Raw genomic sequence first — 23011 nt, 5'->3', positions numbered from 1 at the left:
CGGCGCTGATCATGGGGCGACCTCCGGGAGGACTCCGGACAGAGCGCAGTGGTGGTGGGGTCGACACTGGACGGCGAGCGTGGTCGAGCGCGGCTCGGCCCCGGCACCGGAGCCCTTCCAGGCAATGGACTGCTTGCCGGTCACGGTCACGGCGTAGACGTACGCCTGGGTGATCGCGCCGGGGTCCTGGGACATGGCGGACTTGAACGCCTCGGGGAAGTGGACCTCGTTCACCTGGGCCGTGGCGTGCTGGTGGTTGCCGTGCATCCGAGCCCACAGCGCCTGGCCGGGCACCTGACCCGTCACGGATTTGAGGTCGGCGTACTTCTTCTCGCCGGTCATCCACTGTTCCAGCCCGGCCAGATGCCCGGCCCGGGAGAAGCGCCGGGTGTCATACGTCCACAGCGCCTTGGTCGCCGCCTTCGCGAACGTCACCGGATCGCTGGTGCGAGGCGGCGCGCCGACGGCCTCGCCCGCACCCGGACGGGGCGTCGGCGACTGCGGTGAAGCGGTGGACTTCGGGTGCCCACCTGATCGTGGTTCCGGAGCATCGGGCCGGGTGAGGTACGCGGCAAGACCGGCCGCAGCCAGCAGCACTGCCAGGATGACGCCGATCAGCACCGAGCGCCGCAGCACCGACGACGCCTCGACGGGCCGACCCGAAGAGTTGGGGAATCGCTTCTTCGACATCAGTGGACCTGCGCCCCCAGTGCCGAGAAGAACGCGACGATCCCATTCGCCGCCCCCAGCAGCAGGGCGACACCTGCGGCGATCGTCGTGCCCTTCTTACCGTTCTGCTCGGCTTGGGGACCGCCGCTGTGGTGGCCCCAGGCCCAGATCAACGCTGAGAGAGCCAAGGCCCCGACCGTGGCAATGATCCCGTATAGGTTGATGCTGCCCATCACCTTCTTCAGTACGTCGAGGCCGGGAAGACCGCCTTCCTTGGGGTGTACGCCTGGGTCGTAGGCCAGGTGCTGGATACGCTGCGCGAGCTTCAAAGGAAACTCCTGTTCGAGTTCGGGCGCGCGGAAGCCCGGAGTTGGTGCGAGAGGGAGGGGAGGAAAAAGTGTGTCAAGCGACGCGACGCGCGGCGAGGATCGACGGCAGCCATTCGCCGAGCCGGGTGATCTTGGTGACGTCACCGGTGCCCGGGGCCTGCAGGATCAGGCCGCGCCCGATGTACATGCCGACGTGCTCCGGCCGGACCGACGAGCCGCGGGTGAAGAGCAGGTCCCCGGCCTTCAACCGATGCGGGCTGACCGCCTTACCCGCCTCGACCTGCGTGTACGTGGTCCGGGAGAGCTTGATGCCGCCCGCCTTGTACGACGCCTGCATCAGGGAGGAGCAGTCACACCGGCCCATCGGGTCCTTGCCGTGCGCATCCGCGCACGAACCGCCCCACTGGTACGGCGTCCCGAGCTGCCCTAGGCCCCAACGGACCGCCCTGCGCACCGGCTTGGAAGCCGACGTCGGGATTGTGTAGCCCTTCGGCATGGACCCCTTCGGCATCGGGCCGAACGACGACCCGTCCTCGTTCTCGCACCCGCCAGGGGCAGCCGCGTCGGACTCGTCGCCCTGATCGGCGCCCCTACCCGAACCGCCCCCGCCGCTGAGGGACTTGGCGAGGGCCTTCTGCAGGGCGGTTGCCAGCGGCTGCCACTTCGCGTACGCGCCCGGGAACCCGCTCGCCTGGACCGCCTGGGCGGCCTGGGAGACAGTCATCGACTGCCAGCCCGAGACCTTCGTCAGATGCTCGTAGAACGAGGCCGAGGCGTGCACCGGATCACGGACCTGCTGTGCTGTTCCCCAGCCCTGGCTGGGGCGCTGCTGGAACAACCCAAGCGAGTCACGATCGCCGTAGCTGAGGTTCCGCAGCCCCGACTCCTGCAGGGAAGTGGCCAGTGCAACCACCTGGCCCCGGGGCGGAATCTTCAGCGCGACGCCGGTGGCCTGGATCTTCTGCGCGTTCGGGACCTGCTCCTTGGGAGCATCAAGCCCGGACACGCGGACCGAACCGGCCTTGCTCCCGGAGAGGATCGAGCGAACCTGCTTCGCGACCGCCATAGCGTCAACGTCGCCGCCCGCCTGCTCTTTTACAGGCCGCGTCGGCGTCGTGTGCACCGGTCATCGCCATCGCCAGCGGAGCGATCAGCAGCATCGGCGCGGTGACCACCGTACCGACGACGAACAGGGCCTTCACGGGCGCGGGACAGGGGCGGGGTGAGGGGCGTGTCGCGTACCCGGCTGTGACGCCGGGCGTGCCATGGCGTGCCGCATCGGCAACTCCTTGTGCATAGGCGGTGCGGTGCGGGCGCTCTCGTCGAAAAGGCCACCGGAACCGCGCCGGTTAAAATTCCGAAATCCCCGTTCAGGGGGCGGCGACCTGGTGGCCGGGACCAGTTCATCCCGACCACCAGGTCGCTTTATCGCAGAGCGGCGGAAAGCCGCTCCGGTAATCTCACCCGCCACATTCCAAAGACGCCTTTCTCCGGTCAGGAGACGCTCGACAACATGCCGACGCAACCCGCCCATCGGACTGGACAGCACGCATCAGCACTGCTTGCCGGGGGAAGATCCCGGTCTTTTCCGATGAGCTTGCCCGAGACTGTAGGGACGAATTACGGCCGCACCAAACGAGCCGATCCACACACCGATGGAACGCTGGCTCTGGCTTGGTGCGGCCGGGATTCTCGATTAACTTCCGGCGAAATCACTGACTCCGAGGATGCCGTTCGGTATTCCTGGAGCGGCTCACCCCCGCGCGCCACCCCCATAAGAAGTTCGCGCGCCCGGCTCCCGAAAGAGAGAAACCGCGTGCCCTACACCCTCCACCGAGGCGACGCACTGACCGTCCTGTCCGACCTCCCCGACAACAGCGTCGACGCCCTGATCACCGATCCGCCCTACAACTCGGGCGGACGCACCAGCGGCGAGCGCACCGGACGCACCGCGCGGGCGAAGTACACCGCGGACGCCGAACAGCGCATTGAGCGCGATTTTGCCCAGGACGACTTCGGCCTCGCCGGGCCCGAGGAGTGACGCCGCAGCGGGCCACAGGGGAAGAGGGCAGAGCCCGCGAGAGGGCGGTCGCACGCCCGATTCGGGTATGCGACTGTCCCTTCCTCTGAGGTGATCAGGAAGCTGCAATGCTCCGCAGGATGAAGTACTCGGCACGCTTCAGATCGGCTTGCGGGCACAGGATCACCTTGCCCGCCGAGATGCCGAGGCAGCCAACCTTGGTCACGTCCCGGGTGAACCCCTCCTCCAGCTCCACCGTCGCCGGATTCAGGTTCACCGCCACGACCTCCGTGCGCGGCTGAACGCGCACGATGGCGAAGTTCTTCATCCGCCGGTAGGTGAAGTAGTGTTGCTGCGGCTCCACCCGCGCCCCTCTGGCGTCAGAAGCCGCTCATCGACCGCGCCGAACAGCTCCTTGAGCTGCGCAGGTGCCCCCTCCAGCCGCTGCTGCACGCTGGCCACCGAGCTTGGGAGCGGATGGAAGCCCCGCTCACCGTCGCTGCATGAACGTTCCTTCGCCCCTGTCCTGCGCGGACAGGGGCGAAAGTGTTTAGGAGCGGGCCGAAGCCAGATCACGGGCCTCTGGTCGGTCGGCTGGTCTTCACGGAGTACCCAGCGGCCCTCATCGTCGAACGGCCACGGGTAGGCGTAGGCATCGACCTTCGGGAGGTCACAAAGCACCTCCCGCCTGGCCGGGGTCCGGTGGAGTAACCAGAGGATGGTCTAGCGGATCGAGCCCCGCGGCATCTGCCTCGGCCCGCTCCAGCCATTCCGCCTCGGCGGTCGGCATCGGAGCGTCGCCGGTTCTGGCGCGGGCTGCCCGGCAGAAGGCGCGGATCTCGGAAGCCCTTCTCGAAGCGCTTGTCTGTTCGGCGAGTACCAGTCCCGGCTCGCCGACGACTTCGGCACAGGCATGGGCTTCCTGCGCGGACAGGCGGCCCCGACAGGGATTGAAGTGGCGCTGCCGGTGGCGTGCTGGCGCACGGACCCGTTCCGGGCGTAGGGCCCTCCCACGGGAGAGGGCCCTACGCGGTTTCACCGCTGGGGCCCGGACCCCGGCCTTGGCACGGGGGGCTTGCGCAGGCCGAGGCGGGTCTGCACGTCATAGTTGTCGCCGACCGCTCGGGAGCAGACCCGGTTGAAGCCGCCCACGCTGTGCCCACGGGCGGTCAACAGGAGGTTGGCCGCCTGGAGGATCTGGTCCCTTCGGCCGCGCATCAGGGTGCGCGGGAACGGGTTGGCGTTGTGCACGTAGCGGGCGGCCAGGGTGACGGCGCGGCCCCGCTCGAACTTGATCACGATGGACTCGTTGCCGTGGGCCTCTTGCAGCAGGCGGCAGGCGTCGAAGCAGTCGTAGGCGCGGCGGGCGTGCGCGGCGGCCGTACGGGCGGTGTCGGAGGTGGGATCGAGCGGCCTGCCCTCGTCCTGCTCCCACCGATCCACCACGTCACGTGCCCGGTCCAGGTAGAGCTTGCCCAGGCCGTCGAGCAGCTGGACGCTGGTGAAGTCGGTGAGCAGCAGCTCGCCGACGAACTCCGACTGCCCCATGTCCTGGTCGGCGGGGGTGGCGAGGGCCAGGGAGTCCGTGTCGGTGGCTGTCTCGGCGGACTCTGGGGCGGTTGGCGCCTCCTCCTCGTCGTCGCCGAGGTAGTCGGTGAAGAGGCTGGAGAGTGAGTTGGCCCCGGAGTCGCCGCCCTTGACGGTGATGCGCACCAGGTCGCTCAGCCGAGAAGGGCTGCGTTCCTCCCCGTAGTGGCGGCGGTCCAGGAAACGGCCGACGGTGCCGGCGTAGTCTCCGCCGACCACCGACTCGAACGCTTCGTCGATGGGCTGCCACCGCACCGGCTGGTTGAGCTGCAGCGCGACCCGCGCTCCGAGTACCGCGGCCAGGCTGAAGCGGCTGTCGCGGCCCATGACGGAGCTGAGGTGCTGGTGGGCCGCCGCGAGCCGGTCCTGCGCCTGAGCGGAGCTGCGGTTCGGGGCGTACGTGACCTCCGCCAGCATGGCCTCGGCCGCGGACAGTCGGGCTATCCGGCGGACCTCGCCGTTGGGGGCGGTGCGGGCCAGGTGCTCGTAGAGCTCGATCGCCTTCTCGTAGCTCCATACGTACCGGTGGAAGGCGGCCTCAGCGGAGATCAGCTGGGCGTCGCTAGGCCAGCGGCGGGACGCGTCCTTGAAGAGGGCGAGAACGGGGCTGTTGTCGACGACGGGCACCTTGGTGCGTGGCCCAGGGCCTCTGCCCTCCTTACGCTGCTGCCGGGCGACGTTGTACTCCAAGATGCCCGTCCAGCGGCGGTACTCGCGCTCCAGCCGGGTCTCCATCACGCACAGCTCGATCGACGGACCGTAGCGGTGGCGGTGGTCCCGCAGCTTGCGGCTGCGCTCGCCGTAGATCCGCTCGATCTCCCGCTGCTGGGTCTCCGGCGGCGCCATCAGTAAGTCCTTGCCGGGTGCCTGGGCGGCGCCACGCAGGCTGCCCTGGGAGATCCAGTCGGAATGCAGGCAGGCTAGGTCGAGCACGCCGTGGGGGCGGGAGTGGTCGTTCTCCTGCGACAGCCAGGTACGGACCGCCCGGACGCACACCTTGCGGCGCCGCTCCGCCGCCTCGCCGGCCTCGCTGGTCCGCGCCGTGGTCCGCCAGATGTCCATGACCTGCCGCAGCCACACCGAGTAGGCGAACGGGCTGGGCGCCAGCTCGACGGCGGCCAGGGCACGGTCCGCCGCCCTGGTCTGCCGGGCGCGCGCGGCGCCGTGCTTCTGACTGTCGCGCAGGGCGCGCGCCAGGAACCCGTAGCACTGGGCCAGTGCGCTCAGGACGGCTGCGGAGTCTTGGTCGTGCAGGGAGGGCTGCGGGGCGTCCGGATCGCGCGGGGCAGGCAGTTCGCGGGGGGGTGCGGTCGCCGAGATCGCACCCGTCGAGCAGGGGGAGCTGCTCCAGGAGGGTCACCGCCTCTTGGGCACCACGCCGTGTTCTCTCCGGCTCCGAGTACCAGGCGTGGACCTTCCGCAGGAAGCGTGCCACGGCCACACAGAGGGTGGGCGGCCAAGTCCGCCGGTCGCCCCAGCATGCGTCCAGGGCGTCCATCACCAGGGAGTGGGTCTCGTCGAGCTCCTCGTCGTCGGTGCTCTGGTGCAGCAGGAGCACGGCCGCGTCGACCAGGCGCATCGACCACAGGGAGAGCGGCTCGCCCTGCTCGTGGGTGATCCGCAGCCCGGCGACCGCGTTCCGCACCACTTGGACCAGCTCCCGGCGGCACTCCGCCGGGTCGGTCAGCAGGCGGCTACGGGCGCGGGAGACACGGCTGTTCATCTGCAGGCGCGCCTGGATGTTGCGCGGGTTGTCGTCCTGCCGGAGCATCTCGGTCACCAGCAGGTGCACCCGGTCGACGAGGTTCTTGGCCTCATCGAGCCGGTTGGCGTCGATCAACGCCTCGGCGGTGTTGAGCAGCCAGGAGACGGCCAGGGTGACCCGGCCGGCTTGCCCGGGGCCCCGCTCCAGGGCGCCCTCGTACACCAGGTCGGTGGCCCGCATCCGTACCGGGAGGAGCCGGACGGTCAGGCCAAGCCGCTTGCCGGTGAACTCGAGCGAGGTATCGACGGAACGCAGCAGGGTGTGCGGGCTCTGACCCGGCCGACAGGCGGTCAGGGCGGTGGCGACCTCCTCGGCGGCCGCCATGAACATCTCGCCCCGCTTGGCGACCGCGCCCTCCAGACGGGCGGCGAAGGTGAGGGTGGCCACCGAGTGGTAGAGCTGGAAGAGCGGGTGCAGCGTGGGGGCGGGGTCCTCGGCCGTGGCCGGGACCGGCTCGGCGGCGGGCGTGGGCCGGGGTTCGGCGGGCTTGGTGGGGGTGTCCTCGGTGGTCTCCTCCTGCTCGGGGAGCGGGGCCTCCTTCGAGCCGGGCAGGTACAGCGCGTCACCCTTGGGGGCGACGACCAGGTCGCAGACCACTTCGTGCAGCGTCGGCAGCCGCTTCTCGGCGTCGTCCTCGATCCAGCCCAGGGCGGTGCGCAGTTGGGCCTGGAAGACGCTGTCGGCCTGTTCGTCGTCCTTGTCAAGCGCGGTGGCGGCGGTGGGGAAGAGGACACTCGCCGCAGCGGCGAGGCGGCGGTCGAGATCGCCACTCTCGGTCAGCCCCGGTGGGATCAGGAGCTTCACACGCTTCCGGCCGAGCACAGGACGTGTGAACGGATCATTGTCGGGGCCGGTGAGCGCGGTCAGGAGCAGGGTCCGCAGGGCATGTTCGCTCGCCTGGCCGATGGTGAAGGAGCCCGAGGTGTCGGCGGACAGAACCCGGGAGTCCAAGAGCATCTTCAGGATCCTGCTTGGGAATGCGACCGCCGGGTCCTTCAGCACCTGGCGAGGCAGTGACAGCCGGTCGGCGAGGCTCCACACCGCGAGCAGGGCGAGCGGTTCCGGCGTGACCGACTGCTCGCCGGGCGGGGCGAAGGAGCAGCCCAGTTCCGAGAGGATGAGGGCCAGGTTCGGGGTGGTGCCCTCCACCAGTGCGGTGGCCACGGTCTCCGGGTCGGGAGTCGGGGTGCCGGGTGCGGATCCGGTGACGGAATCCTTGGTAGTGCGGTAACCGTTGGCTCCGCGATAGAGCTCACCCGGCAACCGCAGCCGTCCGTCCTCGATATGACGGAGAACGCTCGCGCCGTCAACGGCAACCCGCTCCGAAGCCAGGAGCTTGGTGAGGAATTCGCCTGCCTCGTCGTCCGTCAGCTCGGCCAGCGGTATCGGGGCCTTCTGGGTCAGTTGTTGCCCGCCCTCGACCTCGACGGGCACCCGCGAGATGACGATGTTCGCCGTGTCGCGGAAATAAGGGTGGGCGAGGAGCTCGTCGAGTTCGTCGCTGATTCGCTCGGAGTCGTAGCCGAGACGGCCGCAGTCGATGACCAGGAGCAGGGTGTGGCCGCGGGCGTGCTCCCGCAACTGGTCGATGACCAGTTGACGGCGCGGGTCGGCGGCGCCGCCGGCCGCGGCGTGGTCCACGTCCTGCAGGCCGACCTGGAGCGCATCGGCGAGGGCACCGAGGACCGGGGACTCGGCGCTGGGGTTGGGGATGACCATCTCCACCAGCAGCCAGGGCTGTCCGGGCGGTGCGGCCTCCTCGATGCCGGGCGAAGAGAGCAGCTGGCGGACGAACGCCGACTTGCCCGCGTACCGCGGACCGTGCACGGGGAGCACCACCCGCTGCCCGAACCTCCGGCGGGCATCGGCGAGTTCCAGGTCCCGTCCCGTGAAGTCCGGCACGGGGGTGGGCCACGCCCGGAAGCCGTCCGGGCGCGGAACCGCCGCCGAGCCCTGCGCGGAGCCTGGCTGGGCGGCCGGGGACGTGTAGGTGTGCGGGACGGGCGGCGGCGCCACGTGCTTGCGGTTTCGCAGCCAGGGGCGGCTAGCCCAGGTGGCGGCGGACTGCTGGGGCTGCTGGAGCGTGGTGCCCTCGGCGTCGGGGGAGTCCTTCAGAATGCCGCCGACCGTGTCGAAGACCCACTGGGCGGACAGGCTCGGACGGTTCTCCGCGACCCCTTCAAGAGCGGTGAGCAGCGCGCCGGTGAAGAAGGTGATCTCCTTGCCGGAGTCGCCGAGTGCCGTCTGGTACTTCGCGGAGGCGGACATCACGAACCAGCCCCGCTCGGCGCCGGCGTTCGACGCCTCAGTCGGCACGGATTCGATCGCGCCGCCGGAGAAGCAACAGTCCAGGATGAGGAGTTTGCGCTCGGCCCGCGGTTCCTGCTCGGCGACCGTACGGAATATGTCGGCGACCGACACCATGGAGTTCTGAGGGGCCAGCACGTCGCCGGTGTCGTGCGGTGCCAGATAGAGCGTCTCGGTGCGGCGGTCGTAGTGGCCGTGGCCCGCGAAGTAGAGGACGTAGAGCCCGTCCGGCTTGCTGATCATGTAACTGGCGCCGATGGTGTCCAGCATCTCGGCGCGGGTCATGTCCTTCTTGGCGTTCAGCCGCAGGCCACCCAGACCCCAGACGGCGGTGTCCGCGAACAGCTGCCCCAGCCGCTCGATGTTGGTGGCCGCGGCGGGCACCGTGGCGAACTTGCTCTGGGGGTAGGTGACACCGCCAAGGAGCAGGGCGCTGGACAGGGCGGGAGCAACCTTCTCCTCGTCCCGATTCCCCTGGACTCCGCTCACTGCAGTTCCTTCAGGGCTGCGGCGACGTCCTTCGGCTCTCCCTCCATCGTGAGTTCAGTGCGGCGGGTGCCGTCCGGGAGGTCCGTCCGGATCACCTCGAACTTGAGCCCGCCGCGCCGTGGGCCGCGCAGGCGGTCGGTCACGTATTGGTGGAGGGCCGCGAGCGCCACTGGCAACGCGACGTTCTCTCCGAGGAACTGCAGTACTTCGACGGCGCCCAGAGCGCCCTGCTCGACCTCGCCAGTGGTGCGGACGATGCGCACGCCCTGGCGCCTCAGGTCGTCCTTCACCGCTCGTTCCAGAATGCCCAGTTCGTCGGCCAGGCCGCCCTCGATAGTCAGAAGAATGCGCATCAACTTCCCCCTGTGTCCAGGCCCGAGGCGACCGGGGATCGTCGTGACGGACCCGTCCCCCTGCGGTGCGTAAGCCCTTTTCACATCATAGGTGATGATGGATCAGGTGATGTCCGTGCCGGACAGGACGCGCCCCGGGCGGCAGGGGGCCCGGGCTGCCATCCCCGGGTGCCGGCCGGCAGGGGGCCACCGGTGTACGCTTCGGCGAGGTAAGCACGGCCAGCTGGGGGACTCGACGACCGTGCGCAGTTCACCGATCTGGCGCTTGCGGTCGAACTCGTCCGCGCCAGGCTGGAAATGCAGCATGCAAGCCATCCCCAGGAGAAGTGCTGCGCCTTTCAGGCGCGCTGCTGCGCGGTCTCCGAATAGATGTCGAGGGACGTCTCGTCGTGGTCCGGCAGCAGCGTGCGTAGCGGTCGGCGAGCAGGGCGACGTCGGCGACGGCGAGGTTCATGGCCTTCGCGCTGGTGGGCGACCTCACCGGGGCGAACTCATTCCGGGTCGACGCGTCGCGCTTGAGCACGATGCGCGCTGTGGGTACGTCGGCGGATTACTGCCCCAACCACCATCGTCTCCCGCAGCAGCACATGGGACCCACGAGTTCGTGCCGCGCGGGCCATGACACCTTGATGGTCAGACGTGGGCGGGTGTTTTGGGCGAGCCGTCGGTGGACGAACCATTCTCCTGCCGGCCTCCGCCGGACATCCCGAGACTGAACCCGACCCCTCGCCCTTCTCAGCCTCACACGATGAGAAAGGACGGGGCTGCACTGCGCCGAAGCCTTGGGAGGTGGCCATGTGGTGCGGGTGCGTCTCGGGGAGTGCCATTCTGGTCCTCGCCGTGACGCTCATTTGACGCTCTGCCACCGGCAGGCGCGCCCGATAGGCTCTCTGACCTGCATCTTTCCTTGTCTCTGGTCGCGGTACCTGTTCCCGGCGACGCACCACGTGGAGTGCGTGGCGGTGCTGGAGCCTGCCGCGACGGGCTTCTGACCTGCGGTTTTGCGCGTCCCCATTATGTGCGGTGTGGGCGTTACGGGCGATATCTTGACGCTGAAATGACGCTCATTTGACGCTCGTTGTGATGGGGTGTCAGGCGCATTATCGGGCAGGTGAGACTTTGTCTAGGTGACAAGCACCGATGGGGGATGAGGGCAGGCGACGCTGAGTGCAGACCGACTGAGTCCTGCTGGGCAGATGCACCGGAAGGGGGTCGGCCAGCGAGGTGACCTGCCGTTCCGGCCCGCTCTAATTGATTCTTCCCGCGCGCTCCCCATAGCTGTTCGTACTCTCCAAATTCTCCCCAGAGATGGCCCGCGCTGCGGCTACTGGCGAGGGGAAGCCAGTCCAACTGGGGCGTGCCGTGGGCACACTGAGTAGCTGCCGCAGGTAGGGCGGGAGCCTGCCAGTAGGTTCGTCGTCGGCTGACATCGCCGGTGCTGAGGGCGATCAGTACGGTCTGGAGGACGGGGGTGGGGTAATCGTCCTTGGCTTGTTCGCCTGATGGAGTCAAAGGTAGGAGGCGTCAGCGGACCCGTTGTCCGACTCCGGGAGGGGTGGGTAATGTGTGTGCGCTTATACCGTCTTGGTCTGCTGTGATGTGAGGATACCCTTGCCCCGTTCCGTCGCTGTGAGGGATGCCGGGAGTGGGCATGCCTGACACCGATCTTCTGCGTGCCAGCCGGGACGGTGATCAGTTCCATTACCACTGGGCGGCTCGTCAGGCGCTGAAACTGCTGCTTCCCGACGCCGATCTGACTGCGATCGCTGTCGAGGGCGTGTCGCCCGACGACACCCAGGGCGAAGACGGCGAGGACGTAATCGACATCGCCGAGTACTACGGTGCGACCGGCCTTCACGAGGCCAAGCGTGTGGTGTACCGACAGCTGAAGCACTCGACCGTACGGGCCACGGAGGAGTGGTCTGTGTCGGGTCTCTCGAAGACGGTCAAAGGGTTCGCGGAGAAGTTCAGGCAGATCCGCCAGGAGTCGCCGGGGCTCGAAGAGAAGGTGACCTTCGAGTTCCTTTCCAATCGGCCGGTCCGTGAGTCGGTGCTTCGAGCGATCGGCACCTTGGCAGTCGGCGGAGAGGCCCATGAGTATGCGCACGATGTCAAGTACCTGAGGCAGTACGCGAACTTCCCTGGTGACGCAGCCGGTGAGGCCGCGTTCTTCAGCCGCCTGGAGGTGGATGCCACGGCTCCGGGCCTGTTGCGGCTTGAAGGGCTGTTCCGCCTGGACTTGACGGGCCTTCTTCCCGGTGCTCCCGATGTGCAACCCCTTCTGCTGAAGGAGATGATCACCAGACGCGCGACCTCGCTCGAAGCGAACCACGTCGTCGAACGCTCCACCGTGCTTACTGCTCTCGGAGTCCCACCGGAACACGTGCTGCCTGCTCCCAACCTCATCGACGAGCCTGGGCACGTCATCGTGACTGAGCAGACTCGCGCGATCGTCGACGACATCGTCGGACTCGCCGGGCGGCCCGTCGTTGTTCACGCGGCCGGTGGTGTAGGCAAGTCGGTGCTCACGACACAGATCGAACGGAACCTTCCTTCCGGCTCCGTCACCCTCGTCTACGACTGCTTTGGAAACGGTGGCTACCGGCGATCTAGTTCACCGCGCCACCAACATCGGCAGGGCTTGGTGCAGTTGGCGAACGAACTTGCAGCGCATGCCCTTTGCGACCCGCTGATCCCGGTCGCCACAGCTCAGCCGACCGACTACGCGAAGGCATTCATGGCCAGGGTCCGGGGCGCTGCGGCGGCTGTCACAGCCTCCGCTCCAGGGGCGCTCCTGGTTCTTGTCGTGGACGCGGCCGACAACGCGGCGCTCATCGCGAAAGACGGCGGGGAGCGGACCTTCGTCACGGGTGTGCTGCGGGAGACCCTGCCGGACAATGTGCGGCTCGTGATGTTGTGCCGCACCGAACGCATCGATCTGCTGGAACCGCCACCCAGCGTCCACAGAATCGAGCTTGAGGGGTTCGGCGTCGCCGAGTCCAGGCAGCACCTAGAGTCCGTGTTCGGTCCTGTCGCGGAGGCGCAGGCGGCCGAGTTCCATCGGCGCACCGGCGGCAACCCCCGAATCCAGGCCCTCGTTCTGGGCACGGCCTCGGACCTCGAATCCTGTCTGGTTTCTCTCGGTGAGGCGAGGCATCCCGACAGCTCTCTGTTCGACGAACTCCTCCAGGGCATGGTGGACCAGTGCAAGGACGCCAACCACCTGAGTACGGAGATCGACCGTCTGTGCGAGGCCATGGCCGCACTCCGACCGAGGATGCCCGTCAAAGTTCTGACCGAACTGTGCGGAGTATCGGCCGCCCTCGTGCACAGCTTCGCGGCCGACCTCGGACGCCCGCTCCTCGTCGACGGTGACACCCTGCAATTCCGTGACGAACCAACCGAGACCTGGTTCCGGACGAAATACCGTCCGACCGGCGACTCCCTGATCGACTTCATCAACCGACTGACCCCGCTCGCCGCCGACGAACCGTACGTGGCTGCGAGCTTGCCCCAACTGCTGTGGGAGGCTGGTCAGGTCGACACCCTTGTCGAACTGGCGATGACCGACGGTGCCCTCCCCGAGGGCAACGACCTGGAACAACGGGAGATCGCCCAGCAACGGGCCCAGTTCGCTCTCAAAGCCACACTGCGCGTGGGAAAGGAATGGGAAGCGACCCGGCTGGCCGTCAAGGCCGGCAGCCTGGCCGCCGGCCACTCTCGCCGACTTCACCTGCTGCGGTCCAACACCGATCTGGCGGGCCAGTTCCTGGACGCCATCACGATCGAGGACGTTGTCGCGAACCGCAGCCTTGCTGACGACTGGCCTGGCTCCAATCTTCACTGCGAGGGCGCCCTTCTCTCGTTCGCCGAAGGCCAGACCGACTTCGCCCGCAGTCGGCTGCGCAGTGCGTCGGAATGGCTCAGGGCGTGGGTGCAGCAGCCTGACGACGATTCGAACCGGCACAGCGTCACCGCCACGGATATCGCCGAAGTCGCCTTCGGACTCCTCAATACCGACGGAGTGGAGGCATGCGTCAACCACCTTGCTCGGTGGCGCCCCAATTGGGTGGGCTTCGAGGCCGGAGTGATCATTGCCACCCGGCTTGCCGATTCGGGCCGTACGGAAGAACTGGAGGGTCTCGGCTACGCGGCCGTGTCCCTGAAATACCTCCAGCTCGCGGTCGCTTATGCCGCGTGGCAGGCCAACTTCGTCTGCCAGGCACCCGTTGCGCGGCGTTTGGTGAGAATGCTGAAGCGTCAGCGCAGACCCGTCTCTGTTCGCCAGCATTCGGGATTCTCAGAAGAGAGCAAGGAACTTACGGCGGTCGGTTGGATCATCGCGATGGGCCTGCGCCATGGACTGCTGTCGGACGGGGAGGCCGAACGGATCCTGCGCCTGAATCTCCCTGGCAACTTGGGCAGGGGTGCCGGAAGCCGCTGGGGTCGTGGCACCGATACGATCACGCTGCTCTGCGGCTTCGCGTTGCTGTCGAAGGTCCGGAGGCATCCCTTCGACGTGGACGAGTTCGCTGGCGAGGATGTCAGAGAAGCGCGAAAGAAGCCTCACACGTACTCAAGTACCGTGAAGGACCACGAGCAGAGTGTCGTGCCCCTCGGGGCCTGGGTGAGCCTGTGGATCGACTGCCTTGTCGGATCCTCCAGCGACACGGGCGGCCCTTTCCGAGAACTCGTGCCTCCCACCCCGTCCCGCCGGGGCCATGAGGAGCTGCCCCACTTCCTGCACAGAGGCATTGCCCGGCTCGGTGTCCGGATTCTCGCCTTCGGCTCGTCCGAGGCGTCGCGCCAAAACCTGCTCGACTGGTACCGAGGTGCGCAGCGGCACCTTCCGGATGGTGTCCTCATCGACGCTGTCCGAGCAGCCGCTCCTGTCGACGAGCTGCAGCACGTCGCCGTCGAACTCGCTGAATCCGTGGCCGCGTCGCTCGACGTGGTTCAGGAGAGTGCTGAGTACAAGGCGGAGCAGATGGTGAAACTCGCTCGAGCCGTCCAGCGATTCGACAGAAGTGAAGCTCACGCCTACTTCACCCAGGCAATCGACCTGACCGACCGTGTGGGCGACGATGTACACGCGTTGTGGCGAGCCTTCCTCGCCGTCGCCCATCGAGCATCCGACGGCAACCACGATGATGACCGCCGCGCATATCGCGTCGCCCAACTCACCGAAAGCCTGGAACCCTACCTCGGGGACGCAATGAACCACTCCGAGGTACTGGCCACCATGGGCCACTTGAGCGCCACGACCACGATGACCGTCGCCTCCCGCTGGCGCGACCGCCGCTTCTGTTCCGAGGGCCCGTTCATCCAGGCGGTGCTCGACGAAGAGGCTGGCCCGCTCGCTCCGTCCGCTGTCACCGCTTTGGCGTTGGTGCCGTTCGGCGAGCACCACGTCGATGACCTCCGCCTCGCCGAGCGAGCACTGCGTGAGACTCCCGGCGACGGCAAGCGCATCGCTAAGACGTTGGGACAATTCCTGCGGGCACGACGCTTCAGCAGTGCCTCCTTCGAACGTCTCGACCAGACCGCTGGCGAACTGGACATCGACCTCTCCGGAACGCTGCTCGCCGCTGGCACACGCCACATTGCCTTCCCGGTGTCGCGCGATCACAACTCGGGCCGGTGGACCCCGGATGAGGAGCAGGACGACCAGCGACTGGCGCGTGCACGGCAGGTCAAGGACGCCCTTGCGGCGTGTGACCTCTCCACCGCCGAAGGCTGGGAGCAAGCCCGCCAACTGGTTCGCGCGTCGGGGCGCCTGCTGCATATGGAGCAGGTCATAGACCAAGCGGTCACAGCGCCCCTGCGTGAACTCGACGACATGCTCGCCGCGTTCCAGGCCAACCCCAACCTCGACACTTTCGACTACGCGCGACTGGTCAAGAGGCTGGCCGAGCTGTCGCTGCTGCCACGGGCGGCACGTCGGCAACTGAGGCATCTTGCGGACACGGCCGCGGCGCGGTTCAGTCGGGAGCTGACCACCAAGGTTTACGACCCCATCGACCTGTCAGAACTCGCCAGGTTGGCCGACGAACCTGATGCGGATTTGCTCGCGACGGCTCTTCGAGAACTCGGTTCACAGTCGGCCGTGCTTCCCCCCGAGGACTGTCATCACCTGGCAGCCCGACTCGCCCCACGGCTTACCGGAGAGCAGGCGCAGATCGTCCTCGACGATTTCGGCACCATGCTGGCTGACCTCTCGCCCGAGGACTCGGGCGACGGTAGGTTCGCCGACCTTCCCGCTGGACCGACCAGCGCTGCGGAGTGCTTCGCAGGCTATCTGTGGGCCGTCCTCGGCGACTCCGAGCACGACGCCAGGTGGCGGGCCGCACACTGCGTCCGGCTCCTCACCGAACTCGACTGCCAAGAAGAGCTGGACGCCCTCCTACGTTTCGCGCTCGGCACGCTCGATGTGACCCCGTTCCACGATGCCCGTCTGCCCTTCTACGATCGGCACGCCCGCCAGTGGCTGCTCCTCGCTCTCGCACGGGCTGCTCAGAACCCCGCGACACATCGGACACTGGCAGAGTTCGAGCCCTTGCTGCGGAAAGTGATTTTCGATGACCGACCGCATGTCGTGATGCAGGAGAGCGCGAAAGCGATCTGTCTGGCACTCGCCTCGTCCGGCCCGGGGATCCTGAGCACGGAGGAACTCGCCATCGTGCGCGGGATCAACATCCCGACGGAAATCCTCACTGAGTCGTGGGAGGAGCGAGGGGCAAGAAGGCGAAACGGTACGGAGGAGGAAACCCACGAATCCGAATCAAGCGGCTTCCGCTTCTCCTGGGACTTCAAGGACGACTGGTGCAAGCCCCTCGGTGAAGCCTTTGGGATTTCCGAGGAGACTGTCCTGCGTCTCGCCGGGCGCACGATCACGCACACCTGGCGGCTTCCCTACCGCGGCACCCACGAGGACGACCCGCGCCACACCCTCAGGCTGTACAGAGAGGGGAGCACCTTCGCCTACCGTACGACCCGGCCGGACGCCGACGACCTGGACTTCTATCTCTCGACTCACGCCTTGTGGAGCGTGGCCGGGGAGTTGCTCAGGGTTCATCCCGTGTACCGGGACAGCGAGGCGGACTTGGACCAGTTCACCGACTGGCTTCGCGATTTCCGGGTCACCCGAGACGACGGCAGATGGCTTGCCGACCGACGGGATCCCTCACCGCAGAGCATCTTGGAGGGAAAGGACGACCTGGACGCCGACTGGGTCTGGCGGTTGAACAGCAGGCACTTCAGCGAGCGTCTCTTCGCGGGTGACGGATGGGTCACGGTGTGGGAAAGCTCCGATGATGCAGGCTATGAAGCTGCGCAGGGAGTGCTGATCCGTAGTGCCCTCGTCACTTCCGCGACGGCCAGGGCACTGGTACGCGCCTTGCAGACGGCCCCTTCCTATATGGGCTACCGCATTCCCGACGCCAATGACAGCGACTACCAGTTCGACGTACAAGGTTTCCAGCTGACGGGTTGGATCGTGGATCCTGACGGACATGAGGGGATGGACAGTAAAGATCCGCTGGCCGCAGGGATCAAGTACCCGCCCTATATGCCTTCTGGTGAATTCATGAATCTGCTCGGACTGGAACCGGACGCAGATATGCGCGAATGGACTCGAGTCGGTGGAATCGCTCTTCGCAGCACCTACTGGGACGATACGTCCGCGACCAGTTCGGGCCGTCTGACAGGAACTCAGGGACGGCGGCTGGAAATTCAGCGCGACGCGCTTCAGGAACTGCTGGATCTGGCCGGACGCAGCCTGATCGTCGAAGTGATGATCGACCGCACTCACAAAGACCACGAGCAGAGCTACACGATAGGGTCCCGCCAAGACGATGACGAATCCCTCCCCCCGCGTGAACGATCCTACAAGATTTACCTCTTCGATGACTCCGGAGGATGCGGCGAGCTTTGAGCGGACCCTCGAACTTGGCAAGGAGATCGCCGAAAGTCTCTCCCAAAGTGATGTCCTGGGCCGCTGGATGGCCCATCACATCGGTGACTTGATCACCCAGGCGGAGAACGCCACGGGGGCAGAGGCAGACGGCGTACGTCGCGAAGCTACGACCGCCATACTCGCGCTCTGGAACCACCGGATGGCATTGCCATTCCCGGCTCCACCGCTGGGGGCGTTCGAGCCCGTGTTCAGAGCATTGGAGCGACTGAGCGAGCCCCAAGGCCCCTGGAGCTTTTACCGGATGTTCCCGCCTGGGCATGAACCCAGCGAGGACGACATGGTCGGAGCACCACTGCTCCGGCTCGCGCTGGGCCTTGAAGAGACCGCCCGCGGCGTAGCAGGTGAGATTGTCGCGCTTGCTGCCCAAGAAGCCGCCGACAAGGAGGCCAAGTGGCTTAAGCTCTCGGAGTATCTCGAAGAGGACGAACAACGAGCGGCCCGGGACGCTCTCCTTCGGCTGGCACGCACCCTCGAGACGTACACCGATGGTGCCGATGGGGGCCCGGCCGTAGACGCAGGGCTCCCGAAGCTGATCGCCGCTCTGCAACATGCCGAGTCACAGCTCGCAGAAGCTCGACGGGCCCTCGAAGACCGTCAGCCGACGATGCCATCGGATAATGAACCCAACGGTCCAGTATGAACGAAAGACACCGTTGCCGCATGTCATGCATGGGCGTGTCGCATACGAGCTGGACATGCCGATTGTGTCGGCCGCCTTCCCGTCTCTCTCCTGGTAATCAACGTCCACTTCGCCGCGTACACCTACGTCAGCCCGCTCGTGCTGGCCGTCAGCGTTCGCACGGATCGCACGAGGTACAAACCGGACCGCCGGAACCAGTGGCTACGGTATGAATGTCCTTGGTATACCTGCGGAAAGGCTGGCTAGGGGGAAGGTGGGACGGCGTGACACAGCCGTGGAAGATCGTGCTGATTGTGGTCGGGGTGGCCTGCATCGCGGTGACACCGATGGTGTGGTTACTGAACGGCCCAGGGACCGGGGAGCTGATCGCGGCGTCGTTGCAGGTCGGCACCGGGGTCGCAGCGCTGGTGTGGGCGTGGTTGCAGCCCCGGCAGGGGGACTCGGCCACAGATACGGGCCAAGCGAGGGCGTCCGGTGGTGGGGCGGCGCACACCGGGATCCGCAGGCCCGGTGGGGTGGCCACAGGATCGGCACGGGTGGATCGGACTGGTGACGCGACGGCTGATGGCTCCGGCAGCAGCGCCGGTACCGGGATCGATTACAGCTAGTCTCGGGGAAGCGGGCTGATGAAGGACGAGCACGGGTCCGGCGACGCACGGCCGGGCGCTGAGGTGCGGGACAGCGGCGACGCCCGAGCGACGGACGGCGGCACCGCGATCACCGGAGTCAGCGCGGCGACGGCGGCCGTCGCGCCCGGTTCCGTCTGGGTCAGCGCGACGGGGGCGGCGCACGCCTCGCACGGTGGGGTGGCAATCTCCGGATACGTAGCGGGCGATGTCCGTGTGACGCTGCCGTCTCCACAGTCCCGCTCGGTGCAGGACTCCGTCCTGCCCGGTGAGCGGCGCCCGCGCCTGTTCGGGCGCGAGGCGGAGATCTCTGTCGGCCTCGAGGTGCTGCGGCGCGCGGACGGCGGCGGCCGGGCGGCGGTTGTGGTGACCGGGGCTCCTGGCATCGGCAAGAGCGACGTCGCCCTGCGCATGTCCCGGCTGGCCGCGGAGCGGTACCCGGACGGCCAGTTCCACATGAATCTCGCGCTGTCGACCAACCCCACGGACCTCGTGTCGTCGATACTTCACGCGCTCCTTCCGCCCGAGCCTCCCCTGCCGGACCGCCGTGATCAGCAGCTGGCGCTGCTACGGACGACGCTCGCCGACAAGCGTGTCCTGCTGCTCGTCGACGACATCGTCTCGGAGGAGGCGCTCCTTGAGATCCTTTCCGTCGACGGCCCGTTCGCGCTGGTGGGGACCAGCCGCGTCAAGCTCAGCGGGCTCAGCGGCCTGGTCCGCCTCATGGACCTCGGCCCACTGTCGGCCGCGCCCAGCGAGGAGCTAGTACGGTCGGTCGCCGGCCCCGGCCGGCTGACCGGCAAGCAGACGGCCGCGCTGTCCGCGGCGTGCGCCGGTCACCCGCTTGCCCTGCATATCGCCGCGGCGCACCTGGCCCGTCGGCCCCGCGTGAACGCCGACCGCTACCTGTCCGAGATCACCAACCCCGACCGCAGCGTCAAGGCCCTCGTTGCCGGCCAGACCGCACTGCAGCCCGTGTTTCAGCAGAGCTTCGACGCGCTTGAACGCGACCAGGCACAGGTCTTCTCCGCGCTCGGCGTCCTGCCGCACATGTCCTTCACCGTCGAGGTCGTCGCAGCGAGCATCGCACCGCCTCCGCTGGACGAGGTCAACGAGGTCAGCCTCGCGGACACAGCCGCGCTCCTCGATTCGCTGGTCGAGCTCAGCCTCATCGAGCAGCTCGACGACGACCGATTCGTGATGCACGAAATTCAGCACCGCTTCGCCCGGCTGACGTCCGCGCCGTGGTCGGAGACGCAACGGGCGGATGTGGTCCGTCACTCCTGTCTCGTCACAGCCGTCCGTGTGCGGTCGTCTACCGATGCGATCGGCTTCCTGGACGAGGAGGCAACCGTCCCCGCCGAGAGCAATGCCGAAGCGCTGCGGTCGCTGGACGCGGACCGTCCCGGCGCAGTCGCTCTCGTCGAGACGGCCCGGCACTACGAAACCTGGGACCACCTGCTGCTTCTCGCCTTCGCGCTCACCGAGCACCTGCGGATTGCCAGCCACTGGAAGGAGCTGGACCGCGTCTACCAGTGCGTACAAGAGGCCGGGGAGCTGGCCGGTCACGTCCATTGGACGGCCACCGCGCTGTACAACCGAGCCGTGGTTGCCGGGCACCTCGGTGAGAGCCAGGATGCGGTGGATCTGTACCACCGTTGCGCCGAAACGGCGCGCGCGGCCAACGATGCCGAGCACCTGTTCATGGCGCAGCTCGGCCTGGGGACGCTGCTGATCAACCTGGGCCGGCCCCGCGACGCCATCGAGTACCTGCGAAGCGGACTGCATTACTGGCGGACCGTCGGCCATCATCAGGTACTCGCGCTCGCCCTAGGGCACCTGGGCCAGGCTTACCTGGCGGTCGGACAAACCCGCCGGGCCGAAAATTACCTGCGCAACAGCCGGGACCTGAGCCGGAGCAGCGGCTTCGGCGAAATGCTCGCCACTCGATCGATCGCCACACTGCTCAGCAGCACTGGCCGTGAGGCGGAAGCGGCGGAAGAGTCCGTTCGGGACATTGAACGGGCACGGGCCATCGGCAGCCGGGAATGGGAGGCGCAGGCGCTGATGGACCTCGCGGCGGTCCCGGCCATCGCCCGGCCGGAGTCGGCTCCGGCCGAGCCCCTCGAGGCCGCCCTATCCATCCACCAGGAGACGGGTGACGTGCAGGGCCAGGTCCGGGCGTTGTTCCGGCTCGGTGAGGATGCCGCGCACCGTGCTGATCTCGACCAGGCCGCGACCTACCTCGCGCAGTGCGCCGAGCTCGCCATCGGAATCGGCGACCATCAGCATGCGGCGCGCTCCCTGACCTATCTCGCCTCGTACAGCGGCGGCATCGGGCACCACGACACGGCGGAGTCGCAGTTCCAGGTCGCGGCGGACATGGCCCAAGAGTCCGGCAGCCCGGTACTTCAGGCAGAGGTCCTGCAGAGGCGAGCCCAGTTGCTGTGGCACCGGGGGAGGATCGGAGACGCCGTCCGCCTGCTGACCGAAGCGGAGCAGTCTCTCGCCGCCACCGACGAGAGTCGGGCACTCGCCCAGGTCCGGGCGGCCCTGGGCGAAGCCCTGGTCGTAGCGGGGCAGTGGCAGGACGGCGCCCGCATGCTGCGATCCGTGGTCTCCGACTTCAGCGACGCCGCCACACCCCATACCCGGGCCCGGGCGACACGAGCCCTGGCCGTCCTCCACTCACGACGCGGCCTGCACGCTGAAGCCCTGTCCGCGATCACCAGGGCACTTAACGGCTGTGAGCGGCACGACGACGTCGATGGCGTCCTGCACTGCCGGATGGCACTGGGTAACATCCACGCACGGGCCGGGCGGTGGGCTGAAGCCGCCGACCAGTACGAACAGACCGCGCGAGCCGCTGCCGAGCACAAAGATCTCCATGTCCTCCTCTCCGCCCGTGCGCAGGCCGCGACGTGCATGCTGCATACCGGCAACCGGGACGAAGCCGTCGCCCTGATGACCAAGAGCGTTCCGCTCGCTGAAAAGCTCGGCATGGACAGCGTGCTGACGTCCCTGCACACCAACCTCGGAACCTGCCACGCCGAGGCCGGCGACCATCCCGCCGCGGCCGCGTCCTTCCACACGGCCCTGCAGATCAGCGAACGCCTCGACGACGGCCCTCTGCGCGCCACCTGCCTGTTCAACATGGCCCGCGCCGAGAAGGCCCTCCACGCATTTGAGGCCGCGCGTTCCCGCGCCCGGCAGACCTTCGCGCTCCACCAGGCGCTCGGCAACTGGCCGGAGGCGGGCGAGGCCCTGGTCTTCCTGGGTGCACTCCATCTTGAGACGGAGCCAGATGGCACCGTGCCCAGCCTCGTGGAGCTTGTGGGCGGCGGCCCGGTCGACCTGCGCGTCTTCGAATCACTCCGCGCTCGCGCCCTCCGGGACGGTCGTGACGACGCCGTGGTGCCGTCCCCTGCCCTGCCCCGGCTGCGCAGCGTGCGGATCTCCGACACCGTGCAGCAGGCGCTGGCCGCATTCGACCTGGAGTCGCTCACGCTTCGGTTCGCCACCTCCAGGCAGTACTGCACTATGTGCAATCTGATCATCGACGAGTCCGGCGAGGCCGAACTCCTCTACCTCCGCCACCCGGACGTCCACCACCCGATGCTCCGGCTCGCGCACTCCCACTGCCACCTCTCCGACGTGATCGAACTCACCGGCCCGGCCCCCGATCGCTCCCCGGATCGCTTCGACGCCGAATGCATCCTCTTCGGCGGCGACCGCGCCGGAATCGTCCTCGACTGCCACGGCGGCTGGGGAGCGATCAACGGCAGCCGCCGCATCGAGGACGTCCATCTCCGGCTCTTCCTGGAATCGGGCTTCACCAACCTGCGCACCCTGTACACCGACAACGGCGGCAAACCCCTCGACCTCCGCGACCTGCCACCCGTCCCCGCCCGGGACCTTCAGGCCCGCCTGGTCGACAACAAAATCACCCTCAGCAGCCCCCACGGCGACCTCCTGTCGGGGATGCCGCTCAACTTCCTACCTCCCTGGTACGAGCGGGCCCACCATGGCTCGCTGATCGTCGTCGCCGGCCGGAACCTTCCGGGCATGGTGGCGGACGACCCCACGTACCTCAACCGCGCCATCCTCCTCGGGCAGGCTGTTGGTGCAGCCGTGCCGTTCGCGGTGGTGCGGCCACGCAGGAATGCGCCGTGTCCATGCATGATGCGGAGGGGGCGGAAATTCAAGCATTGCTGCAATGGGCGGGCGGTGCCGGCGAGCGGGGGGTGATGC

8 protein-coding genes and 2 pseudogenes are annotated in these 23011 nt (G+C 67.7%); 4 read left to right on the top strand and 6 right to left on the bottom strand.

Annotated features, from left to right (window positions below; all coding sequences use genetic code 11):
• Positions 1 to 9: 9 nt before the first annotated feature.
• The 3 genes and pseudogenes from ACWC5C_RS38315 to ACWC5C_RS38305 all read right to left on the bottom strand — a co-directional run bounded on the left by ACWC5C_RS38315 (position 10) and on the right by ACWC5C_RS38305 (position 2158).
• Entirely contained in the window at positions 10 to 690 is a 681-nt protein-coding gene (locus ACWC5C_RS38315; protein ID WP_450883331.1) for a hypothetical protein, read from the bottom strand.
• A complete protein-coding gene (locus ACWC5C_RS38310; protein ID WP_450883329.1) occupies positions 690 to 998 on the bottom strand; it encodes a DUF6112 family protein in 309 nt (102 codons plus the stop codon). The genes ACWC5C_RS38315 and ACWC5C_RS38310 overlap by 1 nt, the downstream gene beginning before the upstream one ends.
• Positions 999 to 1071: 73 nt before the next feature.
• Positions 1072 to 2158: pseudogene (locus ACWC5C_RS38305) on the bottom strand (C40 family peptidase).
• A gap of 656 nt (positions 2159 to 2814) precedes the next feature.
• On the opposite strand from ACWC5C_RS38305, the pseudogene ACWC5C_RS38300 reads away from it, so the two are divergent.
• A pseudogene (locus ACWC5C_RS38300) lies at positions 2815 to 2964 on the top strand (site-specific DNA-methyltransferase); the annotation flags it as partial.
• Positions 2965 to 3133: 169 nt separating this feature from the next.
• On the opposite strand, the gene ACWC5C_RS38295 reads toward ACWC5C_RS38300, so the two are convergent.
• From ACWC5C_RS38295 to ACWC5C_RS38285, 3 genes are all read right to left on the bottom strand, one after another.
• Complete coding sequence (locus ACWC5C_RS38295) at positions 3134 to 3382, bottom strand: hypothetical protein (RefSeq protein ID WP_450883327.1); 249 nt, start codon at positions 3380 to 3382, stop codon at positions 3134 to 3136.
• Positions 3383 to 5263: 1881 nt separating this feature from the next.
• Positions 5264 to 9166 carry a caspase family protein gene (locus ACWC5C_RS38290; RefSeq protein WP_450883325.1) on the bottom strand — a complete coding sequence of 1301 codons (3903 nt, stop codon included), beginning with the start codon at positions 9164 to 9166 and terminating at the stop codon, positions 5264 to 5266.
• Entirely contained in the window at positions 9163 to 9519 is a 357-nt protein-coding gene (locus ACWC5C_RS38285) for a hypothetical protein (protein ID WP_450883323.1), read from the bottom strand. The genes ACWC5C_RS38290 and ACWC5C_RS38285 overlap by 4 nt, the downstream gene beginning before the upstream one ends.
• 1651 nt (positions 9520 to 11170) lie before the next feature.
• On the opposite strand from ACWC5C_RS38285, the gene ACWC5C_RS38280 reads away from it, so the two are divergent.
• The 3 genes from ACWC5C_RS38280 to ACWC5C_RS38270 all read left to right on the top strand — a co-directional run bounded on the left by ACWC5C_RS38280 (position 11171) and on the right by ACWC5C_RS38270 (position 23008).
• Positions 11171 to 17452 carry a hypothetical protein gene (locus ACWC5C_RS38280; RefSeq protein ID WP_450883321.1) on the top strand — a complete coding sequence of 2094 codons (6282 nt, stop codon included), beginning with the start codon at positions 11171 to 11173 and terminating at the stop codon, positions 17450 to 17452.
• Positions 17424 to 18134, top strand: coding sequence for a hypothetical protein (locus tag ACWC5C_RS38275; RefSeq protein WP_450883319.1), 711 nt, complete (start codon positions 17424 to 17426; stop codon positions 18132 to 18134). Before ACWC5C_RS38280 ends, ACWC5C_RS38275 begins: the two co-directional genes overlap by 29 nt.
• A gap of 626 nt (positions 18135 to 18760) precedes the next feature.
• Positions 18761 to 23008 (top strand): tetratricopeptide repeat protein, encoded by a 4248-nt coding sequence (locus ACWC5C_RS38270; protein WP_450883317.1) that lies wholly within the window; start codon positions 18761 to 18763, stop codon positions 23006 to 23008.
• Positions 23009 to 23011 lie beyond the last annotated feature (3 nt).

Source organism: Streptomyces sp. NPDC001700 (genome assembly GCF_053596435.1).
This window is presented reverse-complemented; position numbering and strand designations above follow the sequence as displayed.